We start from the raw sequence: 21,413 nt of genomic DNA, 5'->3' as shown, positions 1-21,413 counted from the left end.
TGCGCCGAATGGAAGCTCGACGCCCAGGCCCTGATGGCCGCGCTGATGCACGACGTGATCGAGGATTGCGGGATCACCAAACACGATCTGGTGCAGCGCTTTGGCGCGCCGGTGGCCGATCTGGTGGATGGCCTGACCAAGCTGGAAAAGCTGGAGTTTGATACCCGCGAGCAGAACCAGGCCGAGAGCTTCCGCAAGATGCTGCTGGCCATGGCCAAGGACGTGCGCGTCATCCTGATCAAGCTGGCCGACCGCACCCACAACATGCGCACCATGGGCGACATGCCCCGCAGCAAATGGCAGCGCATCAGCAGCGAAACGCTGGAGATCTACGCCCCCATCGCCCACCGGCTGGGCCTGAACTTCACCTACCGCGAGCTGCAGGACCTGTCGTTCCACTTCCTGCACCCCTGGCGTTACCAGGTGCTGTCCAAGGCACTGAACAAGTCGCGCAGCCGCCGCAAGGACCTGATCTCACGGGTGCAGCATGAAGTGGAAGCCGCGTTCGCGGACCAGGGACTGGGCGTGCGCATCATGGGGCGCGAAAAGACCCTGTACTCCGTCTACCGCAAGATGGACAGCAAGCACCTGTCGTTCTCGCAGGTCACCGACATCTACGGCTTTCGCATCATCGTGCCCGATCTGACCGACTGCTACACCGGCATGGGGGTGCTGCACCAGCTCTACAAGCCGGTGCCGGGCAAGTTCCGCGATTACGTGGCCATCCCCAAGGTCAACGGCTACCAGTCGCTGCATACCACGCTGATCGGCCCGTTCGGGACCAACATCGAATTCCAGTTGCGCACCCATGCCATGGACGTGGTGGCCGAATCGGGCGTGGCCGCCCACTGGCTCTACAAGGCCAGCGAGCCGAACAGCGACACCTCGCAACGACTGGGCACGCAGTGGCTGCAATCGCTGCTGGACATCCAGCAGGAAACGCACGACGCCAGCGAGTTCTGGGACCACATCAAGATCGACCTGTTCCCGGACGCGGTCTACGTGTTCACGCCCAAGAGCAAGATCCTGGCGCTGCCGCGCGGCGCCACGGTGATGGACTTCGCCTACGCCATCCACAGCGGCGTCGGCAACCGCGCGGTCGATGCCCGCATCAACGGCGAGCAACGGCCCTTGCGCACCGAGCTGAACAACGGCGACATCGTGGAGATCATCACCGGCGACCACGCCGAGCCCAATCCCGCCTGGCTGACCTTCGTCAAGACCGGGCGTGCGCGCTCGAAGATCCGCCACCACCTCAAGACCTTGGCCCACGAGAAATCAAACGAACTGGGCGAGCGCATGCTCACCCAGTCGCTGCGCGCCGAAGGCATCCATGCCCTGCCGGACGAAAGTGGTGAGTTCAAACCCACCTGGGACAAGCTGCTGCGCTTCACTGGCAACAAGTCGCGCAGCGAACTGCTGTCCGACATCGGCACCGGCAAACGCATCGCCAACATGGTGGGAAAGAAACTGGCGGTGTTGCTGGCCGAGACCGGCCTGAAGCCCGACGCCCTGCTCATCAGCACGGAGCGCTACGCCACCGGGCAGGACGACTCCGCGGGCCAGGGCGTGGTCAGCCTGGACGGCAGCGAAGGCCTGTCGGTGCAGTACGCGCCTTGCTGCAAACCCATCCCGGGCGATCGCATCGTGGGCTATCTGGGCCGCGGCGAGGGCCTGGTGGTGCATGCCGAAGACTGCCCGACCGGCAAACGCCTGCTGGCCCGTGACAGCGAACGCTTCCTGCAAGTGGAATGGGCCGACGAACCGGTGCGTCCGTTCGAAACCTCGGTGATCGTCACGGTGACCAATGGCAAGGGCGTGCTGGCGCGCGTCGCGTCGGCCATCGCACAGGCCGAGGCCGACATCACCCACGTGGACATGGGCGACGAACCCGCCCAGACCGCGACCGACATCCGCTTTTCGGTGGCGGTGCGCGACCGCCAGCACCTGGCCGATGTGCTGCGAGGCCTCAAGCGCACAACCTCGGTGCTCAAGGCGCAGCGCTACAAGCCCTGAGCGCCCCCGGTCAGCCGGCCGCTGGCGCGGGGTAGGCCACCGACAGGATCTCCAGTTCCTGCACCCCGCCGGGCACCACCAGGCGGACCACATCGCCCACGCGCGCCTTCAGCAGCGCGCGCGCCACGGGCGACACCCAGCTGATCTGGGCCTGCGCACTGTCGGCCTCGTCCACACCCAGGATGGTGACCGTGGTTTCTTCGCCAGTCCCATCCGCGTAGGTGACGGTGGCACCAAAGAACACCTGGTCGCCGCCATGGTGCAGCGATGCGTCCACCACTTCGGCGATTTCCAGCCGCTTGGTCAGGAAACGGATGCGCCGGTCGATCTCGCGCAGGCGCTTCTTGCCGTAAAGGTAGTCGCCGTTCTCGGAACGGTCGCCATTGCTGGCCGCCCAGTGCACGATCTCAACGATGCGCGGGCGCTCCTCGTCCATGAGCTGGAACAGTTCGGCGCGCAAACGGTCGTAGCCCGCGCGGGTGATGTAGTTCTTGCCTCCGGGCACAGGCGCAGCAGCGGCTGGGAGGTCGTCCTCGTCGTCCTGATCGGACTCGCGGGTGAAGGCCTTGCTCATGGGTGACGGAACCACGCGGTTCGGAATGCCGGGCAAGTCGCCCGTGAACGGGAACGGAGAGCACAAATGAAAAAGCCTGCAGCTTTTGGCTGCAGGCTATTCATATGGTGCGGCTGGCAGGAATCGAACCCACGACCCCTTGGTTCGTAGCCAAGTACTCTATCCAGCTGAGCTACAGCCGCGAAGACACGTATTGTAGCACGGTTTTTTCGGCTTTTCAAAACTCGTGCGGAACGTGACTCAACGACCACCGAATCGTGAGGATCCGGCACCAGGCGAGCGCCATGTTCGTGCCTGCGCGACAACGGTGCACCGGGTCTTGCGGGTGGTATTGCGCGGCCGGGGGTTCGATGGCGCGAGAGTTCCCGGCGGTGCGCCGGCCAACGGGCGAGCGTGTCGCAAAGCGGCCCGCTCGCCGAAGACGCGGCGCACTTCAACCGGCCGCTGTCTCGGAGAAGCGCCAGTGAACGTGCAAGGACGTCGATTGGCCGGGCTGCAGTTCGACCCAGCCCGGCCGCCCCGGCAGGTGCGCCGCGTTGATCGGGTGGGTGATCGGCTCGAAGCAGAACACCGGCGGCGTCGCCGGCGCATACAGCAGGCAGTCGGGTTGGCCCGGCGAACCATCGGGCAGCCACCATTCGCTGCGCATGTGCAGCGCCAGCCGGTGCTCGGGCCACACGATCCTGGCCTGGCCATCCCATCCACCGAACCCGTTGTCGATCACGAGGCGGTCCAGCGGCGCGCCAGCGCCGAGGTCCCAGCCTTCGGGAAACCGCTCGGTGAAACCGGTCGGGATGCGGTCGGGCCGCGACAGCCAGACCCCTTGCACCTGCGCGTGCAGCCGGCAGTCGGGCGTGCGCACCAGCCAGGGGTGCTGCCCCAGCCCGAAGGGCAGCGCCTGATCACCGGCGTTGGTCACTGTGAGCGACTGGCTCATGCCGCCTTCGACCAGCGCAAAGGTCTGGCACGCTTCGTAGACGTAGGGGCCGCCGCCAAAGCGTTCGCTGCGCAGGAACATCTCGGCCCTGTCCGGCGCGGTGAGGCGCAGGGCCCAGGGCTGCAGCCAGCCGTCGCCATGGATCGGGTACGGGTCGTCAGGGGTGTTGGGCGCCAGCGCATGAAAACGGCCGGCGTGCTCGAAGCCCCCTTCGGCGATGCGGTTGGACCAGGGCAGCAAGGGGTAGCTCGCCAGCGCCTGCAGGCGCTGCGTGTGGCCGTCCCAGGGGCGCCAGAGGTCCACCGGCGCGCCCGCGCGTTGCCAGCGCCAGGCGCTCACGGCGCCGCCGGCCGATGGCAGCAGGCCCAGCCGCTGTCCGTGCTGTTCGAGCCAGACCGGCTCGCCGAATGGAAGGCTGTGGTCCATGTGGCTTTCTCTGAACACGTCGACAGGGAAGGCGGCACGTCACCCAGCGAACGCAGAGGCCGGCAGGCCCATGCTGTCGGTGCACACCGCGAACAGGCCACCGGCCAGCGGCTCGCGGGCCAGCGCCGCGGCGTCCAGACGGAAGCGCGCCGAGGTGATGAACAGGGTCGACAGGTCGGCGCCGCCGAAGGTGCACGAGGTGACCTGGCTCACCGGCAGGCGCACACGCGCGAGTTCCTGCGCGGTGTCGGGGTCGTGGCAGGTGACGCAGCCGCCGCCCCAGTGGCAGATCCAGACTCGGCCCTGCGCGTCCGTGGTCATGCCGTCGGGCACGCCATCCTCCGGCGCGAGTTGCAGCCAGCGCCTGCGACCGCTCAGCGCGCCGGTCGACGGGTCGGTGTCGTAGGCCAGCACCTGGCCGTTGACCGTGTCGTTGAACAGCATGGTCCGGCCCTGGTGGATCCAGGTGGGGCCGTTGGTGACCGCAAAGCCCTCGTCCATGCGCGTCCACGCACCGCCAGCCTCGACACGGTACAGCGCACCGGTGAGCCGCTCGCAGCCGAAGTCCATGCTGCCCATCCACCAGCGGCCCGATGCGTCGCAGCGGGCGTCGTTGAAACGGTTGCCCGCACGCTCGGGTTCCGGCTGGCAGAGGTAGCGCGGCGGTTCGCCGGGACGGTCCGGATTCCAGAACGCTGGCCCCCGCCGCAGCGCGATCGCCAACCCCTCGCCGTCGCGGCGCTCGGCCAGCGCGGACACCTCCTCGTCCAAAGTCCAGCTGTGCTGCGCGCCGGTGACCGGGTCCAGCCGGTGGATGTGGCGCGAGAGGATGTCGACCCAGAACAGGCATTGCCGCCGCACCGACCAGAGACCACCCTCGCCCAGCACCGCCGCCGCCGGCCAGATGCAGCGCACCGCATCGGTCACCTGGAACGGCCCGTGGCGTGGGGGTGCAGAGGGCAGGCGCGGCATGGAATCTCCTGTGCGGGCCGGACGCCAAAGCGGTCGCTTCGTCGGGGCCGGGGCTTGACGTTGGGCGCATTATGCGTTCAGATTGATATCTGTTTGATATCAATTTTGAATTTTCAGATACCTGTTTATATATGTCACTTCCAGACCACCCCGACATTCCCGCCGCAGCCGACACCGCCCAGGCCGCCCACCACCCCAGCCTGCAGGGGCGCCACGTGTTCGTCACCGGCGGCGCCACCGGCATCGGGGCGGCCGTGGTGGCGGCCTTCGCCCGCCAGGGCGCTCGCGTGGCCTTTGTCGATGTGGCGGCCCAGGCCGCCGAGGCCCTCTCGCAGCAACTGGCCGCTGAAGGGCACGCCCGCCCCTGGTGGCGCACGGTCGACGTCAAGGACATCGGCGCGCTGCAGGCCGCCATCGCGGACGCCACCGCGGCCCTGGGCGACGTCGGCGTGCTGGTCAACAACGTGGCCAGCGACGACCGGCACACCCTGGAATCGGTCACGCCCGACTACTTCGACGAGCGCATGGCGGTGAACCAGCGCCCGGCCCTGTTTGCCGTGCAGGCGGTGGTGCCGGGCATGCGCCGGCTCGGCGGCGGTTCGGTGATCAACTTCGGCTCGATCGGCTGGCAGACCAAGAACCCCGACTACCCCTGCTACGCCATCGCCAAGTCCTCGGTCCATGGCCTCACCCGCGGGCTGGCGGCGTCGCTGGGCAAGGACCGCATCCGCATCAACACCCTCACGCCGGGCTGGGTGATGACCGAGCGGCAGGTGCGGCTGTGGCTGGACGCCGCCGGCGAGCAGGAGATCGCGCACAACCAGTGCCTGCCCGACAAGCTGCTGCCACACCACGTGGCGAGCATGGTGCTGTTCCTGGCCTCGGACGATTCGGCGATGTGCACCGCGCAGGAGTTCGTCGTCGACGGCGGCTGGACCTGAAATGAGGTGCCCCCTTCCAGGGGCACCGAGGAACCGGCTTCGCCGGGCCTCTGGTGCCGTCACCCTCCCGCCGAAGGCGAGAGAGGGGGCTGAGGACCGCGGCTCCCAAGCCTGCCTGCGCAGGCTTGGACGGAACGAAGAGACATCGTCTCTGGCGATGTCGCGGCCTGCAAGGCGCGCGCAGCGGCGCAGGGGGTGCCTTACGGATTCAGCCTGATGCCGTACTGCGTCAGGCAGGTCTGCTTGAGTGCTTTCATGAGCACCTTGGCGCCAGGCGAGAGCAGGCGGTCGGTGCGGGTGATGAGGCCGAAGGCGTCCATGTGGCAGGGCATGTCCATCGGCAAGATGGCCATCAGGCCGTGCGAGGCGTAGTAGTTCGCGACCTCGGTGGCCAGCACGCCCACCATGTCGCTCTGCTGCAGCATGCGGCTCATGAACAGCAGGGCCGAGGTTTCGATGGTGTTGATCGGCGGGCTCAGACCTTCCTGCTGGAACATCAGGTCGAAGCGGTGGCGCAGCACGCTGCCGGCCGGCGGCACGATCCAGCCCGCGCCGTGCACGTCGCGCAGGCTCAGGTTGCTCACCCCCATCAGCGGGTGCCCCGGGCGCGTCACCGCCGACACCATCTCTTCGGTCAGGGGCTCGTAGGCCAGGTTGCCCTTGTCGTGCTCGGCAAACAGGCGCCCGACCACGATGTCCACCTTGCCCTGCTCCAGCCGGTCGAGCAGCACCGGGCTGGTCTCGATCTCCAGCGAGATCCGCAGATTGGGGTGTTCCTGCTTGACCAGGGCCACCGCCGGGGGCAGCAGGCTCAGGCCCGGCGAGGTGATCGCCCCCACGCCCACATGCCCGAAGTGCCCGGTCTTGAGCGCCATCAGCTCGTCGTGCGCCTGGTTCAGACTGGCCAGCGCCATGCGCGCGTGGCGGATCATGGTCTCGCCATACCACGTCGGGCTCATGCCCCGGGGCAGGCGGTCGAACAGCGGCACGCCCAGCACGTCTTCCAGGTCCTTGAGCAGCTTGGACGCGGCCGGCTGGGTCATGCTCAGCACCTGGGCGGCGCGGTGGATGTTGCCCTCCTCGGCCAGGGCCACCAGCAGCAGCAGCTGGCGCGTCTTGAGCCGGGCGCGGATGAACCAGTGGTTGTAGTTGCTCATCGGGGGTTTTCCAGAATGCCAAGAAAGATATCAATTTTCTCTGAAAAACGATTGGATTGATATCAAAAACATTCCTAGACTTCGCCGCACTCCCACCACACAGCGACGTCATGAAACTGGGCGACATCCGGAACCAACCGCGGCACCTCATCAACGGGCGATGGGTCAGCGGTGCCACCACCGGCATCAGCATCAACCCCTCGGACACGCGGGAAGTGGTGGCCGAGTTCGCCCGCGCCGACCGCAACCAGACCGAACTGGCGATCGCCGCCGCGGCCGACGCCCTGCCGCAGTGGAGCCTGAGCACCCCGCAGCGCCGCGCCGACGCGCTGGACCTGGCCGGCAGCGAACTGCTGGCGCGCAAGGAAGAGCTGGGCGAGCTGCTGGCGCGCGAGGAAGGCAAGACCCTGCCCGAGGCCATCGCCGAGGTCGCGCGGGCCGGCAACATCTTCAAGTTCTTCGCCGGCGAGGCGCTGCGCATCGGCGGCGAAACCCTGGCTTCGGTGCGCCCCGGGGTGCAGGTCGACATCACCCGCGAGCCGGTGGGCGTGGTCGCCATCATCGCGCCCTGGAACTTCCCCTTCGCCATCCCGGCCTGGAAGATCGCGCCGGCCCTGGCCTATGGCAACACGGTCGTCTTCAAGCCGGCCGAGCTGGTGCCGGCCTGCGGCTGGGCGCTGGCCGAGATCCTCAGCCGCTGCGGCCTGCCCGCCGGCACCTTCAACCTCATCATGGGCAGCGGCCGCGAGGTCGGCCAGACCCTGGTGGAACACCCCCGCGTGAACGCGGTGAGCTTCACGGGTTCGGTCGCCACCGGCCGGCGCATCCTCACGGCCACCGCCGCGCGCCAGGCCAAGGTGCAGCTGGAGATGGGCGGCAAGAACCCGCTGGTGGTGCTGGCCGATGCCGACCTGGACCAGGCGGTCGACTGCGCGCTGCAGGGCTCGTACTTCTCCACCGGCCAGCGCTGCACCGCGTCCAGCCGCCTGATCGTGGAGTCGGCCGTGCACGACGCCTTCGTCGCCCGCCTCACCCAGCGCCTGGTGGCGCTGAAGGTCGGCCACGCCCTGACCCGCGGCACCGAGATGGGCCCGGTGGTGGACGGCGCCCAGCTCGAACAGAACCTGTCGTACATGGCCATCGGCGCGGAAGAAGGTGCCCAGCACGTCTTCGGCGGCGAGCGCATCGAACGCGAGACCCCGGGCCACTACATGAGCCCCGCGCTGTGGCTGGCCGAACCCGGGCACCGCATCGCACGCGAAGAAATCTTCGGCCCCGTCGCCTGCGTGCTGCGGGCCGACGACTACTGGCACGCGCTGGAACTGGCGAACGACACACCGTTCGGCCTGTGTGCCGGCCTCTGCACCACCTCGCTCAAGCACGCGATGCATTTCCGTCGCCACGCGCAGGCGGGCATGACCATGGTGAACCTGCCGACCGCCGGCGTGGATTTCCATGTTCCGTTCGGCGGACGCAAGGACTCCAGCCACGGATCCCGGGAACAAGGCCGTTACGCGGCGGAGTTCTACACCACCGTCAAGACCAGCTACATGCTGGCCTGACCCTTCGCTTCCAACCACCACAAACAGGAGACAGACCACATGAAACACCTTCAACGCCGCACCCTGGTGACCGCGCTGGCGGCCGCCCCCCTGGCCCTGATGCTGCCCGGCGGCGCCTGGGCGCAGAAGCCCATCGTGCTGGGTTTCAGCCAGATCGGGGCCGAGTCGGAGTGGCGCACCGCCAACTCCGAGTCCATCAAGGCCTCGTCCAAGGAAACGGGCATCGAGCTGAAGTTCGCCGACGCCCAGCAGAAGCAGGAGAACCAGATCAAGGCGATCCGCTCGTTCATCGCGCAGAAGGTCGACGTGATCGCGTTCTCGCCGGTGGTGGAAAGCGGCTGGGGCGCGGTGCTGCGCGAGGCCAAGGCCGCCAAGATCCCGGTCATCCTGACCGACCGCGCCGTGAACGAGAAGGACCAGTCGCTGTGGGTCAGCTTCATGGGCTCGGACTTCGTCGAAGAAGGCCGCAAGGCCGGCCGCTGGCTGGTCGAGAAGATGAAAGACCAGAAGGGCGAGGTCAACATCGTCGAGCTGCAGGGCACCGTCGGTTCGGCCCCGGCCATCGACCGCAAGAAGGGCTTCGAGGAAATCATCAAGGCCGACCCGAAGTTCAAGATCATCCGCAGCCAGACCGGTGACTTCACCCGCGCCAAGGGCAAGGAGGTGATGGAAGCCTTCCTGAAGGCCGAGGGCAAGAAGATCAACGTGCTCTACGCGCACAACGACGACATGGCCATCGGCGCGATCCAGGCGATCGAAGAAGCCGGCATGAAGCCCGCGAAGGACATCACCATCATCTCCATCGACGCCGTCAAGGGCGCCTTCGAAGCCATGATCGCCGGCAAGCTCAACGTCAGCGTCGAGTGCAGCCCGCTGCTCGGGCCGCAGCTGATGCAGGCCGTCAAGGACCTCAAGGCCGGCAAGACGCTGCCACGCCGCATCGTCACGCAGGAAAGCATCTTCCCCATGGAGACCGCTGCGGCCGAGTTCCCCAAGCGCAAGTACTGACCCCCGCCACGGATCCCCCGTCGCACCGCCCCCCACCACAACCCACCCGCCGCGCGGACGACCGCGCGGCCACACCCCCGAGGAGACCCACTTGAACACCCCCAACCGCCGCCACGTCCTCTGCGCCGTCGCGCTCGCTGCCGCCGCCTTCACCACCGGCGCGCTGGCGCAGGACAAAGGCACCATCGGCATTTCCATGCCCACCAAGTCGTCGGCGCGCTGGATCGCAGACGGTGACAACATGGTCAAGGTCCTCAAGGGCCGCGGCTACAAGACCGACCTGCAGTACGCCGACGACGACATCCCGAACCAGCTGGCGCAGATCGAGAACATGATCACCAAGGGCGCGAAGGTGCTGGTGATCGCCTCCATCGACGGCACCACGCTGTCCAAGGCGCTGCAGAACGCGGCCGACAAGGGCGTCAAGGTCATCGCCTACGACCGCCTGATCAAGGGCAGCAAGAACGTCGACTACTACGCCACCTTCGACAACTTCCAGGTCGGCGTGCAGCAGGCCACCACCATCGTCGACAAGCTGGGCCTGAAGGCCGGCAAGGGCCCGTTCAACATCGAACTCTTCGGTGGCAGCCCGGACGACAACAACGCCTTCTTCTTCTACGACGGCGCCATGAGCGTGCTCAAGCCCTACATCGACAGCGGCAAGCTGGTGGTGCGCAGCAAGCAGATGGGCATGGACAAGGTCGGCACGCTGCGCTGGGACGGCGCCGTGGCGCAGTCGCGCATGGACAACCTGCTCTCGGCCTTCTACGGCAAGGACAAGGTGCACGCCGTGCTCTCGCCCTACGACGGCCTGTCCATCGGCATCCTGTCCTCGCTCAAGGGCGTGGGCTACTGCACCGCGCAGCAAGCCTGCCCGGTGGTCAGCGGCCAGGACGCCGAGGTGCCCTCGGTCAAGTCCATCCTCAAGGGCGAGCAGTACTCGACCATCTTCAAGGACACGCGCGAGCTGGCCAAGGTGACGGCCAACATGGTGGACGCCACGCTCTCGGGCAAGCAGCCCGAGATCAACGACACCAAGACCTACAACAACGGCGTGAAGGTGGTGCCCAGCTACCTGCTCAAGCCGGTGCCGGTCGACGCCAGCAACTGGAAGAAGGTGCTGGTCGACAGCGGCTACTACAAGGAATCGCAGGTCAAGTAAGGCGGGACGTCCCTTGTCAACCCTTCTGGAAATGCGGGCCATCCGCAAGACCTTCCCCGGCGTGGTCGCGCTCAACCAGGTGAACCTGCGCGTCCAGGCCGGCGAAATCCATGCCCTGGTGGGTGAAAACGGCGCCGGCAAATCCACGCTGATGAAGGTGCTCTCGGGCGTGTACCCCGCGGGCAGCTACACCGGCCAGATCCTGTTCGACGGTCAGGAGCGCCACTTCGGCGGCATCCACGACAGCGAGCAGCTGGGCATCATCATCATCCACCAGGAGCTGGCGCTGGTGCCGCTGCTCTCGATCACCGAGAACGTGTTCCTGGGCAACGAGGTCGCGCACCGCGGCGTGATCGACTGGATGGCCGCGCACCGCCAGACGCAGGACCTGCTGCGCAAGGTGGGCCTGAAGGAATCGCCCTCGACCCGCATCACCGACCTGGGCGTGGGCAAGCAGCAGCTGGTGGAGATCGCCAAGGCGCTGTCCAAACAGGTGAAGCTTCTGATCCTGGACGAACCCACGGCCAGCCTGAACGAGCACGACAGCCAGGCCCTCCTGGACCTGCTGCTCGAACTCAAGGGCCAGGGCATCACCTGCATCCTGATCTCACACAAGCTCAACGAGATCGCCCGCGTGGCGGACTCGGTGACCATCCTGCGCGACGGCAGCACGGTGGAAACCATCGACTGCCAGGGCGCGCCGGTGAGCGAAGACCGCGTGATCCGCGGCATGGTCGGCCGCGAGATGGCCGACCGCTACCCGCGACGCACGCCCGACATCGGCGAGACCGTGTTCGAGGTGCGCGACTGGCGCGTGCACCACCCGCAGCACGCCGAGCGCGAGGTCATCAAGGGCCTGAACCTGCACGTGCGGCGCGGCGAGATCGTCGGCATCGCCGGGCTCATGGGCGCCGGCCGCACCGAGTTCGCCATGAGCGTCTTCGGCCGCGCCTGGGGCCAGCGCATCAGCGGCGAGGTGCGGCTGCACGGCCAGCCCATCGACGTGGGCACGGTCGGCAAGGCGGTCGCGCATGGCCTGGCCTATGTGACCGAAGACCGCAAGGGCAACGGCCTGGTGCTGGCCGAAGACATCCAGTTCAACACCTCGCTGGCCCATCTGGAAGCCGTCTCGCGCGCCGGCGTCATCGACGACGGCCGCGAGTACAGCGTCGCCCAGGGCTACCGCGAGAAGCTGCGCATCCGCTGCTCGGGCGTGAACCAGAAGACCGTCAACCTCTCGGGCGGCAACCAGCAGAAGGTGGTGCTCAGCAAATGGCTGTTCACCGAACCCGAGGTGCTCATCCTCGACGAGCCCACGCGCGGCATCGACGTGGGCGCCAAGTACGAGATCTACACCCTCATCGCCCAGCTGGCGGCCGAGGGCAAGTGCGTGATCGTGATCTCGTCCGAAATGCCCGAGCTGCTGGGCCTGTCCGACCGCATCTACGTGATGAACGAAGGCCGCTTCGTCGCCGAGATGCCGGTCGCCGAAGCCTCGCAGGAAAAGATCATGCGCGCCATCGTCACCAGCCATTGACCCCCATGGAACAACAACCTTCCCCCGCGGCCCTGAGCGCGCCGCCCGACAGCCGCCCCGTGCTGGACTTCCTCAAGCACAACTTCCGCGAGTACGGCATGCTGATCTCGCTGGTCGCGATCATGGCCTTCTTCCAGGTCATGACCGACGGCACGCTGATGCAGCCGCTGAACCTGACCAACCTGGTGCTGCAGAACAGCTACATCGTCATCATGGCGCTGGGCATGCTGCTGGTGATCGTGGCCGGCCACATCGACCTCTCGGTCGGTTCGGTGTGCGGCTTCATCGGCGCGCTGGCCGCGGTGCTGATGGTCACCTACGAATGGCACTTCGTGCCCGCCTCGCTGCTGTGCCTGGTGGTCGGTGGCGTGATCGGCGGCGCGCAGGGCTGGTTCGTGGCCTTCTTCCGCATCCCCTCGTTCATCGTCACCCTGGCCGGCATGCTGGTCTTCAAGGGCCTGGCGCTGGCGCTGCTGCAGGGCCAGTCGGTCGGGCCTTTCCCCGAATCGTTCCAGCTGCTCAGTTCCGGCTTCATCCCGGACCTGTTCAGCGCCGAGGGGCTGCGCCTGACCTCGCTGCTGATCGGCGTCGCGGCCGCCGCGCTGCTGGCCCTGTCCAGCCTGCGCGCGCGCAGCAACCAGCTCAAGCACGGCATCGAGACCGAACCCTTCGCCCTGTTCGCGCTCAAGGTGGCCGTGTTCGCGGGCCTGCTGGTGTTCTTCAGCCACATGCTGGCCTCGTACAAGGGCCTGCCCAATGTGCTGGTCGTGATGGCGCTGCTGATCGTGGCCTTCGACTTCGTCACCTCGCGCACCGTCCTGGGCCGGCGCATCTATGCGCTGGGCGGCAACGAGAAGGCGGCCAAGCTCTCGGGCATCAAGACCGAGCGCCTGACCTTCACCACCTTCGTCACCATGGGCGTGCTCGCCGCCCTCGCCGGCCTGGTGTTCGCGGCGCGCCTGAACACCGCCACCCCCAAGGCCGGTCTGGGCTTCGAGCTGGACGTGATCGCGGCCTGCTTCATCGGCGGCGCCTCGGCCTCGGGCGGCGTCGGCAAGGTGATGGGCGCGGTGATCGGCGCCTTCATCATGGGCGTGATGAACAACGGCATGTCCATCATGGGCATCGGCATCGACTACCAGCAGGTCATCAAAGGCCTGGTGCTGCTGGCCGCCGTGTTTGTGGACGTCTACAACAAGAACAAGGCATGAGCAGCCCCGCCACTTCACCCGTGCTGCAGCTCTCGGGCGTGGACATGCGCTTCGGGCGCACCCCCGTGCTGCAGGACGCGCAGCTGCGCCTGTTCCCGGGCGAGGTGCATGCGCTGATGGGGCAGAACGGCGCCGGCAAGTCGACCCTGATCAAGGTGCTCACCGGCGTGGTGACCCCCGTGGCCGGCCAGATGCGGCTGGGCGAGGAGGCCGGCTGGCCGTCGTCCCCGCTGCAGGCCCAGCGGCGGGGCATCAGCACGGTCTACCAGGAGGTCAACCTCTGCCCCAACCTCACGGTGGCCGAGAACATCTTCGCCGGCCGCTACCCGCGCCACCCCTGGTGGCAAGGCAGTCGCATTGACTGGTCGGCCACGCGGGAGGGGGCCGTGCGCCTGCTGGTGCGCGTGGGGCTGGACATCGACGTCACCCGCCGCCTGTCCGACTACCCGGTGGCGATCCAGCAGCTGGTGGCGATCGCGCGCGCCCTGGGCATCGACGCCCGCGTGCTGATCCTCGACGAGCCCACTTCCAGCCTCGACGACGACGAGGTCAAGGGCCTGTTCCAGGTGCTGCGGCGCCTGCGCGAGGAAGGCCTGGCCATCCTCTTCGTCACCCACTTCCTGGACCAGGTCTACGCCATCGCCGACCGCATCACGGTGCTGCGCAACGGCCGCTGGGTCGGCGAATGGACCACGCGCGAACTGCCGGCGCAGGGCCTGATCGAGGCCATGGTGGGCCGCGAGATGGGGCCGGCCGAGGCCCCTGCGGCCGCGGGCGCGACAGACACCCGCGACACCCCGGCCCTGCTGCAAACCGAGGGCCTGGCCCGGGTCGGCAGCATCCAGCCGACCGACCTGGTCATCCGCCCCGGCGAGGTGCTGGGCATCGCCGGCCTGCTGGGCGCGGGCCGCACCGAACTGGCGCGCCTGCTGTTCGGCCTGGACAGCCCCGACGCCGGCGTGCTGCGCATCGACGGCGAGGCCACCCGCTTTGCCAACCCGGTCGACGCCATCGCGCGCGGCCTGGCCATGTGCCCCGAAGAGCGCAAGACCGAGGGCATCTTTGCCGACCTTTCGGTGCGCGAGAACATCGCCATCGCGCTGCAGGCCATGCGCGGCCTGCGCCACCCGCTGCCGCTGGCCGAGCAGCGCGAGATGGCCGAGCGCTACATCGCGCTGCTGGGCATCCGCACCCCGGGCCCCGAGACGCCGGTGGGCCTGCTCTCGGGCGGCAACCAGCAGAAGGTCGTCATCGCCCGCTGGCTCGCCACCGCGCCGCGCCTCTTGATCCTGGACGAGCCCACGCGCGGCATCGACGTGGCGGCCAAGCAGGAAATCATGGACCAGATCCTGCGCCTGGCCGCGCAGGGCATGGCGGTGGTCTTCATCTCGTCCGAGATGAGCGAGGTGGTCCGGGTGTCGCAGCGCATCCTGGTGCTGCGCGACCGCCGCCCCATCGGCGAGCTGCCGGCCGGCAGCAGCGAAGACGCCGTGTACGAACTGATCGCCGACGAACATGCCTGAAACCCCCAATCGGACGAACGCCCTGCTGGGCCACCGCCTCACCTGGCCGCTGCTCACGCTGGCCCTGCTGCTGCTGGTCAACGTGGTCGCCAACGAACGCTTCCTGCACATCGAGTGGCGCGACGGCCACCTCTACGGCAGCCTGATCGACATCCTCAACCGCGCGGCGCCGCTGATCCTGGTGTCGCTGGGCATGACCCTGGTGATCGCGATGCGCGGCATCGACATCTCGGTCGGCGCCGTGGTCGCGATCTCGGCCGCTGTGGCCGCCTGGATGATCGGCGGCTCGGTCGACGGCGCCACCACCCGCCTGCCCATGGGCGTGGCGGTCGCGGGCGCGCTGGGCGTGGCCATGCTGTGCGGGCTGTGGAACGGCGCGCTGGTGGCGGGCATCGGCATGCAGCCCATCATCGCCACGCTGATCCTGATGGTCGCGGGCCGGGGCATCGCCCAACTCATCACCGATGGCCAGATCATCACGATCTACTACCAGCCCTTCTTCTTCATCGGTGGCGGCCACCTGCTGGGGCTGCCGTTCTCGCTGTTCGTCTGGCTCGGCGTGCTGGCCTTGCTGGGCGGGCTGCTGTACCGCACGCCGCTGGGCGTGTTCGTGCAGGCGGTGGGCGTCAACCCGGCGGCGGCGCGCGTGGCCGGCATCCGCGCGCGGCAGCTGACCCTGGCGGCCTATGTGTTCTGTGGCTTCTGCGCCGGCGTGGCGGGCCTGCTGATCAGCTCCAACGTCAAGAGCGCCGACGGCAACAACGCTGGCCAGCTGATGGAGCTGGACGCCATCCTGGCCGTCACCCTGGGCGGCACCTCGCTGGCCGGCGGCCGCTTCAGCCTGCTGGGCACGCTGATCGGCGCGCTCATCATCCAGACCCTCACCTACGCCATCTACTCGCTGGGCGTGCCGCCCGAGATCAACCTGGTGGTCAAGGCCGCGGTGGTGTTCGTGGTGATGCTGCTGCAGTCGCCCGAGTTCCGTACCCAGGTCTGGGCACTGGCCCGGCGCCCGGCGCCGCCCGGAGGTGCCGCATGAGCGCCGCACCCAACACCCTGGGCCGCCTGGACCTGCGCTTCCTGCCACTCGTCGCGACGGTGGGCCTGTTCCTGCTGATGGCGCTGGCCGGTTCGCTGAGCTACACCGGCTTCTTCTCGGCGCAGGTGTTCCTGAACCTGCTGATCGACAACGCCTTCCTGCTGATCGTTGCAGTGGGCATGACCTTCGTCATCCTCAGCGGCGGCATCGACCTGTCGGTGGGCTCGGTGGTCGCGCTCTCGACCATGGTGCTGGCCACGCTGATCGAACACCACGGCTGGTCGCCGCTGCCGGCCATCGGTGTGGTGCTGGTCATGGGCCTGGCCTTCGGCGCCTTCATGGGCTTCCTGATCGAGCGCTTCCGGCTGCAGCCTTTCATCGTCACGCTGGCCGGCATGTTCCTGGCGCGCGGCCTGTGTTACCTGATCAGCATCGATTCGATCAGCATCGGCAACGAGGCCTACTCGAACCTGGCCTACTGGCGGCTGGAGCTGGCCGAAGGCGCCTCGCTCAGCCTGGGCGCGCTGATCGCCATCGCCTGCCTGGCCCTGGCCCTGTTCGCGGCCCACAGCAGCACCTTCGGCCGCACGGTCTACGCGATTGGCGGCAGCGAGCACTCGGCCGTGCTGATGGGCCTGCCGGTGCGGCGCACCCTGGTCGGCGTGTACGCGGTCTCGGGCCTGTGCGCGGCGCTGGGCGGCGTGGTCTTCACCTTCTACACGCTCTCGGGCTACGGCCTGCACGCCGTCGGCATGGAACTGGACGCGATCGCCGCCGTGGTCATCGGCGGCACGCTGCTGACCGGCGGCGTGGGCTACGTGTTCGGCACGCTGTTCGGCGTGCTCACCCTGGGCCTGATCCAGACCCTGATCACCTTCGACGGCACGCTCAGCTCCTGGTGGACGCGCATCGTCGTCGGCCTGCTGCTGCTCCTGTTCTGCCTGCTGCAACGCCTCATGGTGCGCCGCCCCGGTGCTGGCGCCCACTGAACCACCTTCCCAACCCCACCCCACACCACCATGTCCGACACCCCCCGCAAACTGCGCTCCACCCAGTGGTTCGGCAGCGCCGACAAGAACGGCTTCATGTACCGCAGCTGGATGAAGAACCAGGGCATCCCCGACCACGCGTTCGACGGCCGCCCCATCATCGGCATCTGCAACACCTGGTCCGAGCTGACGCCCTGCAACGCGCACTTCCGCAAGCTGGCCGAACACGTCAAGAAGGGCGTGCTCGAAGCGGGCGGCTACCCGGTCGAGTTCCCGGTGTTCTCCAACGGCGAGTCCAACCTGCGGCCCACCGCCATGCTCACGCGCAACCTGGCGTCGATGGACGTGGAAGAAGCGATCCGCGGCAACCCGATCGACGCCGTGGTGCTGCTGGTGGGCTGCGACAAGACCACGCCCGCGTTGCTGATGGGCGCGGCCAGCTGCGACGTGCCGGCCATCGTCGTGACCGGCGGCCCCATGCTCAACGGCAAGCTCGAAGGCAAGAACATCGGCTCGGGCACGGCCGTGTGGCAGCTGCACGAATCGCTCAAGGCCGGCGAGATCAACATGCACCAGTTCCTGGCGGCCGAAGGCGGCATGTCGCGCTCGGCCGGCACCTGCAACACCATGGGCACGGCGTCGACCATGGCCTGCATGGCCGAGGCGCTGGGCACCTCGCTGCCGCACAACGCCGCCATTCCTGCCGTCGACGCGCGCCGCTACGTGCTGGCCCACATGTCGGGCCAGCGCATCGTGCAGATGGCGCACGAAGACCTGCGCCTGTCCAAGATCCTCACGCGCGAGGCGTTCGAGAACGCGATCCGCACCAACGCCGCCATCGGCGGCTCGACCAACGCGGTGATCCACCTCAAGGCGATCGCCGGCCGCATCGGCGTGGAGCTGGAGCTGGACGACTGGACCCGCATCGGCAAGGGCACGCCCACGGTGGTGGACCTGCAGCCCTCGGGCCGCTTCCTGATGGAGGAGTTCTATTACGCTGGCGGCCTGCCGGCTGTGCTGCGCCGACTGGGCGAGAACAACCTGCTGCCGCACCCCCAGGCCCTCACCGTCAACGGCAAGAGCCTGTGGGACAACGTGCGCGACGCGCCGCAGTACAACGACGAGGTGATCCGCCCGCTGAACAACCCGCTGGTGCCCGACGGCGGCATCTGCGTGCTGCGCGGCAACCTGGCGCCGCGCGGCGCGGTGCTCAAGCCCTCGGCCGCCTCGCCGCACCTGCTGCAGCACCGCGGCCGCGCCGTGGTGTTCGAGAACCTGGAGCACTACAAGGCGCGCATCGTCGACGAGGACCTGGACATCGACGAGACCTGCGTGATGGTGCTCAAGAACTGCGGCCCCATGGGCTACCCCGGCATGGCCGAGGTCGGCAACATGGGCCTGCCGCCCAAGCTGCTGCGCCGCGGCATCAAGGACATGGTGCGCATCTCCGACGCGCGCATGAGCGGCACCGCCTACGGCACGGTGGTGCTGCATGTGGCACCCGAGGCCGCGGCCGGTGGCCCGCTGGCCGCCGTGCGCGACGGCGACTTCATCGAACTCGACTGCGCCGCCGGCCGCCTGCACCTGGACATCGGCGACGAAGAACTGGCCGCGCGCCTGGCACAGGTCACGCCGCCGGAACACGCCATGCAGGGCGGCTATCAGCGCCTGTACATCAACCACGTGCTGCAGGCCGACCAAGGCTGCGACTTCGAGTTCCTCGTCGGCTGCCGCGGCTCTGCGGTTCCTCGTCACTCCCACTGAATCCGACCATGACCGCTTCCGCCCGCACGCCGCGTTACCGCGGCATCTTCCCGGTGGTGCCCACCACCTTCACCGCATCCGGCGAACTCGACCTGGCGAGCCAGCAACGCTGCCTCGATTTCATGATCGACGCCGGGGTCGACGGCCTGTGCATCCTGGCCAACTTCTCCGAGCAGTTCTCGCTGTCGGATGTGGAACGCGAAACCCTCACGCGCACCTGCCTGGAACACGTGGCCGGCCGCGTGCCGGTGATCGTGACCACCACGCACTACGGCACCCGCGTCTGCGCCGAGCGCAGCCGCCGCGCGCAGGACATGGGCGCCGCCATGGTGATGGTCATGCCGCCCTACCACGGCGCCACCTTCCGCGTGCCCGAAGCGCAGATCTTCGAGTTCTACGCCCGCGTGTCCGACGCCATCACCATTCCCATCATGGTGCAAGACGCGCCGGCCAGCGGCACGGTGCTCTCGGCCCCGTTCCTCGCGCGCATGGCGCAGGAGATCGAGCACCTGGCCTATTTCAAGATCGAGGTGCCGGGCGCCGCGAACAAGCTGCGCGAGCTGATCCGCCTGGGCGGCGACGCCATCGAAGGGCCGTGGGACGGCGAGGAGGCGATCACCCTGCTGGCCGACCTGGACGCGGGCGCCACCGGCGCCATGACCGGCGGCGGCTTCCCCGATGGCATCCGGCCCATCATCGAGGCGCACCGCAGCGGCGACATGGACCAGGCCTTCGCGCTCTACCAGCGCTGGCTGCCGCTGATCAACCACGAAAACCGCCAGGGCGGCATCCTCACGGCCAAGGCGCTGATGCAGGAAGGCGGCGTGATCGCCTGCGAGACCGGGCGCCACCCCTTCCCGACCATGCACCCCGAGGTGCGGCGCGGCCTGATCGACATCGCGCGCCGCCTCGATCCCTTGGTCCTGCGCTGGGCACGCTGACATGCACACCGCCCTGGCCAAAGACACCGTGCTGTTCGCCCTCGACTGGGGCACCAGTTCGCTGCGCGCCTACGCCCTGGGCCCGGGCGGCCAGGTGCTGGCCACGCGCCGCAGCGAACACGGCGTGATGAACCTGCCCGTCGGGTCCGGCATTCACACGCCCGCCGACGCCTTCGAGGCGGCGCTGCAGGGCCTGTGCGGCGACTGGCTCGCGGCCCACGCGGACACACCGCTGATCGCCTGCGGCATGGTGGGCAGCGCCCAGGGCTGGCGCGAGGCGCGTTACCAGCCCCTGCCGGCCCGCGCCGGTGAACTGGCCACGGCGCTGACCGTGATCGCACGCACGGGCGGCCAGCCGCTGCACGTGGTGCCTGGTCTGCTGCAAACGGGCGAACTGCCCAACGTGATGCGCGGCGAAGAGACCCAGATCGCCGGCGTGCTGCAGAGCCTGGCCGACGAGGGCCGCACGTCGTCGCGCGTGCTGATCGGCTTGCCGGGCACCCACACCAAGTGGGCCTGGATCGACGACGGCGCCGTCGTGCGCTTCGAAACCTTCATGACCGGCGAGGTCTACGCCGCGCTGTCGCAGCACACCATCCTGGGCCGCACCATGGTGACCGGCGCCCCGCACGACGAGCCCGCCTTCGCGCGCGGCCTGCGCGTGGCGCGCTCGCCCCTGGGCGCGCTGGGCGTGCTGTCCACGGTGTTCAGCGTGCGCACCCTGGGCCTGACCGGCCAGCTCGCCGGCAGTGCGCAGCCCGACTACCTCTCGGGCCTGCTGATCGGGCACGAGGTGGCGGCGCTGGCGCCGGCACTGCGGGACGGCACCCCGGTGGTGCTGTGCGGCGAACCCCAGCTGTGCGTGCGCTACGCGACGGCCCTGGAAGCGCAGGGCCAGCCCGCGCCCGAGATCCGTTCCGGCGTCACGCCGCTGGGCCTGTGGCGCATCGCGCTGGCCGCCGGCCTGGCCCGCCCCTCCCCGTCCACCCCTGCCCCCCGTCCCGCATGAACCCCTCTCTGCATTTCCGCCAGACCCTGACCGAACACGGCCTGATCGCCATCCTGCGCGGCCTGCGGCCCGAAGAGGCGCGCACCATCGGCCTGGCCTTGCACCGCGCGGGCATCCGCCTGATCGAGGTGCCGCTGAACTCGACCGACCCGCTGCGCAGCATCCGCACCCTGCGCGACACCCTGCCGGACGACACCCTGGTCGGCGCCGGCACCGTGCTGCAGCCCGAAGCCTGCGCCCAGATCGCCGCGGCCGGTGGCCAGCTGGTGGTCATGCCGCACAGCGACCCGGCGGTGATCCGCGCCGCCAAGGCCGCCGGCCTGGCCTGTGCGCCCGGTGTCGCCACGCCCACCGAAGCCTTCGCCGCCCTGGCCGCGGGCGCCGACGTGCTCAAGATGTTCCCGGCCGAAACCCTGGGGCCTGTCGGCCTGAAGGCCTGGCGCGCGGTGCTCACGCCGCCCGTGGCCATCGTGCCGGTCGGCGGCATCACGCCCGACGCACTGGCGCCCTACCGCGCGGCCGGCGCCTCCGGCTTCGGCCTCGGCAGCGCGCTGTACCGGGCCGGCGACGACGCCCCCTCCGTCGCGCAGCGGGCCGCCGCTTTCGTCCGGGCCTGGCAGCAGGCCACCGCAGCCGTCTGATCAC

The 21,413-nt window shown here is 68.6% G+C and carries 18 protein-coding genes and 1 tRNA gene; 14 read left to right on the top strand and 5 right to left on the bottom strand.

All coding sequences use genetic code 11. From position 1 onward, the window contains the following. The coding region (locus RMP09_RS02660) for a bifunctional (p)ppGpp synthetase/guanosine-3',5'-bis(diphosphate) 3'-pyrophosphohydrolase (protein WP_310564458.1) at window positions 1–2,016 on the top strand (2,016 nt) is incomplete at its 5' end. Window positions 2,017–2,026: 10 nt separating this feature from the next. Here the strand turns inward: RMP09_RS02660 and greB are convergent. From greB to RMP09_RS02640, 4 genes are all read right to left on the bottom strand, one after another. Further along, window positions 2,027–2,590: a transcription elongation factor GreB gene (greB, locus tag RMP09_RS02655; RefSeq protein WP_310564457.1), complete on the bottom strand. Its 564-nt coding sequence runs from the start codon at window positions 2,588–2,590 to the stop codon at window positions 2,027–2,029. Between the two features lie 105 nt (window positions 2,591–2,695). Further along, window positions 2,696–2,772 (bottom strand) — tRNA-Arg (locus RMP09_RS02650). A 251-nt stretch (window positions 2,773–3,023) separates the two neighbouring features. Then, the gene (locus RMP09_RS02645; protein ID WP_310564456.1) at window positions 3,024–3,953 is read right to left on the bottom strand and encodes an aldose 1-epimerase; all 930 of its coding nucleotides are present in this window, start codon (window positions 3,951–3,953) and stop codon (window positions 3,024–3,026) included. Window positions 3,954–3,992: 39 nt separating this feature from the next. After that, the gene (locus RMP09_RS02640) at window positions 3,993–4,925 is read right to left on the bottom strand and encodes an SMP-30/gluconolactonase/LRE family protein (RefSeq protein WP_310564455.1); all 933 of its coding nucleotides are present in this window, start codon (window positions 4,923–4,925) and stop codon (window positions 3,993–3,995) included. Between the two features lie 131 nt (window positions 4,926–5,056). Here RMP09_RS02640 and RMP09_RS02635 point away from each other — a divergent pair, with 131 nt between their 5' ends. Then, the gene (locus RMP09_RS02635; RefSeq protein WP_310564454.1) at window positions 5,057–5,866 is read left to right on the top strand and encodes an SDR family oxidoreductase; all 810 of its coding nucleotides are present in this window, start codon (window positions 5,057–5,059) and stop codon (window positions 5,864–5,866) included. 200 nt (window positions 5,867–6,066) lie between these two features. Here the strand turns inward: RMP09_RS02635 and RMP09_RS02630 are convergent, their stop codons facing one another. Continuing rightward, window positions 6,067–7,023, bottom strand: a complete 957-nt coding sequence (locus RMP09_RS02630; RefSeq protein ID WP_310564453.1) for a LysR substrate-binding domain-containing protein — start codon at window positions 7,021–7,023, stop codon at window positions 6,067–6,069. Window positions 7,024–7,133: 110 nt separating this feature from the next. Here RMP09_RS02630 and RMP09_RS02625 point away from each other — a divergent pair, with 110 nt between their 5' ends. The 12 genes from RMP09_RS02625 (at window position 7,134) to RMP09_RS02570 (ending at window position 21,409) form a co-directional block, all read left to right on the top strand. Next, entirely contained in the window at window positions 7,134–8,585 is a 1,452-nt protein-coding gene (locus RMP09_RS02625) for an aldehyde dehydrogenase family protein (RefSeq protein WP_310564452.1), read from the top strand. A gap of 39 nt (window positions 8,586–8,624) precedes the next feature. Next, window positions 8,625–9,593: an ABC transporter substrate-binding protein gene (locus RMP09_RS02620; protein ID WP_310564451.1), complete on the top strand. Its 969-nt coding sequence runs from the start codon at window positions 8,625–8,627 to the stop codon at window positions 9,591–9,593. 91 nt (window positions 9,594–9,684) lie between these two features. Then, window positions 9,685–10,755, top strand: coding sequence for a multiple monosaccharide ABC transporter substrate-binding protein (chvE, locus tag RMP09_RS02615; protein WP_310564450.1), 1,071 nt, complete (start codon window positions 9,685–9,687; stop codon window positions 10,753–10,755). Window positions 10,756–10,786: 31 nt separating this feature from the next. Continuing rightward, complete coding sequence (mmsA, locus tag RMP09_RS02610) at window positions 10,787–12,292, top strand: multiple monosaccharide ABC transporter ATP-binding protein (protein WP_310564460.1); 1,506 nt, start codon at window positions 10,787–10,789, stop codon at window positions 12,290–12,292. A 5-nt stretch (window positions 12,293–12,297) separates the two neighbouring features. Further along, on the top strand, window positions 12,298–13,503 hold the full coding sequence (gene mmsB / locus RMP09_RS02605) for a multiple monosaccharide ABC transporter permease (RefSeq protein ID WP_310564449.1): 1,206 nt from the start codon (window positions 12,298–12,300) through the stop codon (window positions 13,501–13,503). After that, window positions 13,500–15,026, top strand: coding sequence for a sugar ABC transporter ATP-binding protein (locus RMP09_RS02600; protein WP_310564448.1), 1,527 nt, complete (start codon window positions 13,500–13,502; stop codon window positions 15,024–15,026). Before mmsB ends, RMP09_RS02600 begins: the two co-directional genes overlap by 4 nt. Further along, window positions 15,019–16,065 carry an ABC transporter permease gene (locus RMP09_RS02595; RefSeq protein WP_310564447.1) on the top strand — a complete coding sequence of 349 codons (1,047 nt, stop codon included), beginning with the start codon at window positions 15,019–15,021 and terminating at the stop codon, window positions 16,063–16,065. Before RMP09_RS02600 ends, RMP09_RS02595 begins: the two co-directional genes overlap by 8 nt. After that, the gene (gene yjfF / locus RMP09_RS02590; RefSeq protein ID WP_310564446.1) at window positions 16,062–17,054 is read left to right on the top strand and encodes a galactofuranose ABC transporter, permease protein YjfF; all 993 of its coding nucleotides are present in this window, start codon (window positions 16,062–16,064) and stop codon (window positions 17,052–17,054) included. Before RMP09_RS02595 ends, yjfF begins: the two co-directional genes overlap by 4 nt. Window positions 17,055–17,084: 30 nt before the next feature. Continuing rightward, the gene (locus RMP09_RS02585; RefSeq protein ID WP_310564445.1) at window positions 17,085–18,818 is read left to right on the top strand and encodes an IlvD/Edd family dehydratase; all 1,734 of its coding nucleotides are present in this window, start codon (window positions 17,085–17,087) and stop codon (window positions 18,816–18,818) included. Between the two features lie 8 nt (window positions 18,819–18,826). Further along, a complete protein-coding gene (locus RMP09_RS02580) occupies window positions 18,827–19,759 on the top strand; it encodes a dihydrodipicolinate synthase family protein (RefSeq protein ID WP_310564444.1) in 933 nt (310 codons plus the stop codon). Between the two features lies 1 nt (window position 19,760). After that, window positions 19,761–20,768, top strand: a complete 1,008-nt coding sequence (locus RMP09_RS02575) for a 2-dehydro-3-deoxygalactonokinase (RefSeq protein ID WP_310564443.1) — start codon at window positions 19,761–19,763, stop codon at window positions 20,766–20,768. Then, complete coding sequence (locus tag RMP09_RS02570) at window positions 20,765–21,409, top strand: 2-dehydro-3-deoxy-6-phosphogalactonate aldolase (RefSeq protein WP_310564442.1); 645 nt, start codon at window positions 20,765–20,767, stop codon at window positions 21,407–21,409. The genes RMP09_RS02575 and RMP09_RS02570 overlap by 4 nt, the downstream gene beginning before the upstream one ends. Window positions 21,410–21,413: the final 4 nt, after the last annotated feature.

This window comes from Hydrogenophaga sp. (assembly GCF_031426985.1).
Lineage (GTDB): Bacteria > Pseudomonadota > Gammaproteobacteria > Burkholderiales > Burkholderiaceae_C > Hydrogenophaga.
This window is presented reverse-complemented; position numbering and strand designations above follow the sequence as displayed.

What these genes read in the sequence shown, in the direction of transcription:
- RMP09_RS02630 (WP_310564453.1), bottom strand. Translation starts at nt 7,023, where the DNA reads ATGAGCAACTACAACCACTGGTTCATCCGCGCCCGGCTCAAGACGCGC.
- mmsB (WP_310564449.1), top strand. Translation starts at nt 12,298, where the DNA reads ATGGAACAACAACCTTCCCCCGCGGCCCTGAGCGCGCCGCCCGACAGC.
- RMP09_RS02580 (WP_310564444.1), top strand. Translation starts at nt 18,827, where the DNA reads ATGACCGCTTCCGCCCGCACGCCGCGTTACCGCGGCATCTTCCCGGTG.
- RMP09_RS02620 (WP_310564451.1), top strand. Translation starts at nt 8,625, where the DNA reads ATGAAACACCTTCAACGCCGCACCCTGGTGACCGCGCTGGCGGCCGCC.
- greB (WP_310564457.1), bottom strand. Translation starts at nt 2,590, where the DNA reads ATGAGCAAGGCCTTCACCCGCGAGTCCGATCAGGACGACGAGGACGAC.
- RMP09_RS02595 (WP_310564447.1), top strand. Translation starts at nt 15,019, where the DNA reads ATGCCTGAAACCCCCAATCGGACGAACGCCCTGCTGGGCCACCGCCTC.
- RMP09_RS02635 (WP_310564454.1), top strand. Translation starts at nt 5,057, where the DNA reads ATGTCACTTCCAGACCACCCCGACATTCCCGCCGCAGCCGACACCGCC.
- RMP09_RS02645 (WP_310564456.1), bottom strand. Translation starts at nt 3,953, where the DNA reads ATGGACCACAGCCTTCCATTCGGCGAGCCGGTCTGGCTCGAACAGCAC.
- yjfF (WP_310564446.1), top strand. Translation starts at nt 16,062, where the DNA reads ATGAGCGCCGCACCCAACACCCTGGGCCGCCTGGACCTGCGCTTCCTG.
- RMP09_RS02640 (WP_310564455.1), bottom strand. Translation starts at nt 4,925, where the DNA reads ATGCCGCGCCTGCCCTCTGCACCCCCACGCCACGGGCCGTTCCAGGTG.
- RMP09_RS02585 (WP_310564445.1), top strand. Translation starts at nt 17,085, where the DNA reads ATGTCCGACACCCCCCGCAAACTGCGCTCCACCCAGTGGTTCGGCAGC.
- RMP09_RS02625 (WP_310564452.1), top strand. Translation starts at nt 7,134, where the DNA reads ATGAAACTGGGCGACATCCGGAACCAACCGCGGCACCTCATCAACGGG.
- RMP09_RS02575 (WP_310564443.1), top strand. Translation starts at nt 19,761, where the DNA reads ATGCACACCGCCCTGGCCAAAGACACCGTGCTGTTCGCCCTCGACTGG.
- RMP09_RS02600 (WP_310564448.1), top strand. Translation starts at nt 13,500, where the DNA reads ATGAGCAGCCCCGCCACTTCACCCGTGCTGCAGCTCTCGGGCGTGGAC.
- RMP09_RS02570 (WP_310564442.1), top strand. Translation starts at nt 20,765, where the DNA reads ATGAACCCCTCTCTGCATTTCCGCCAGACCCTGACCGAACACGGCCTG.
- mmsA (WP_310564460.1), top strand. Translation starts at nt 10,787, where the DNA reads ATGCGGGCCATCCGCAAGACCTTCCCCGGCGTGGTCGCGCTCAACCAG.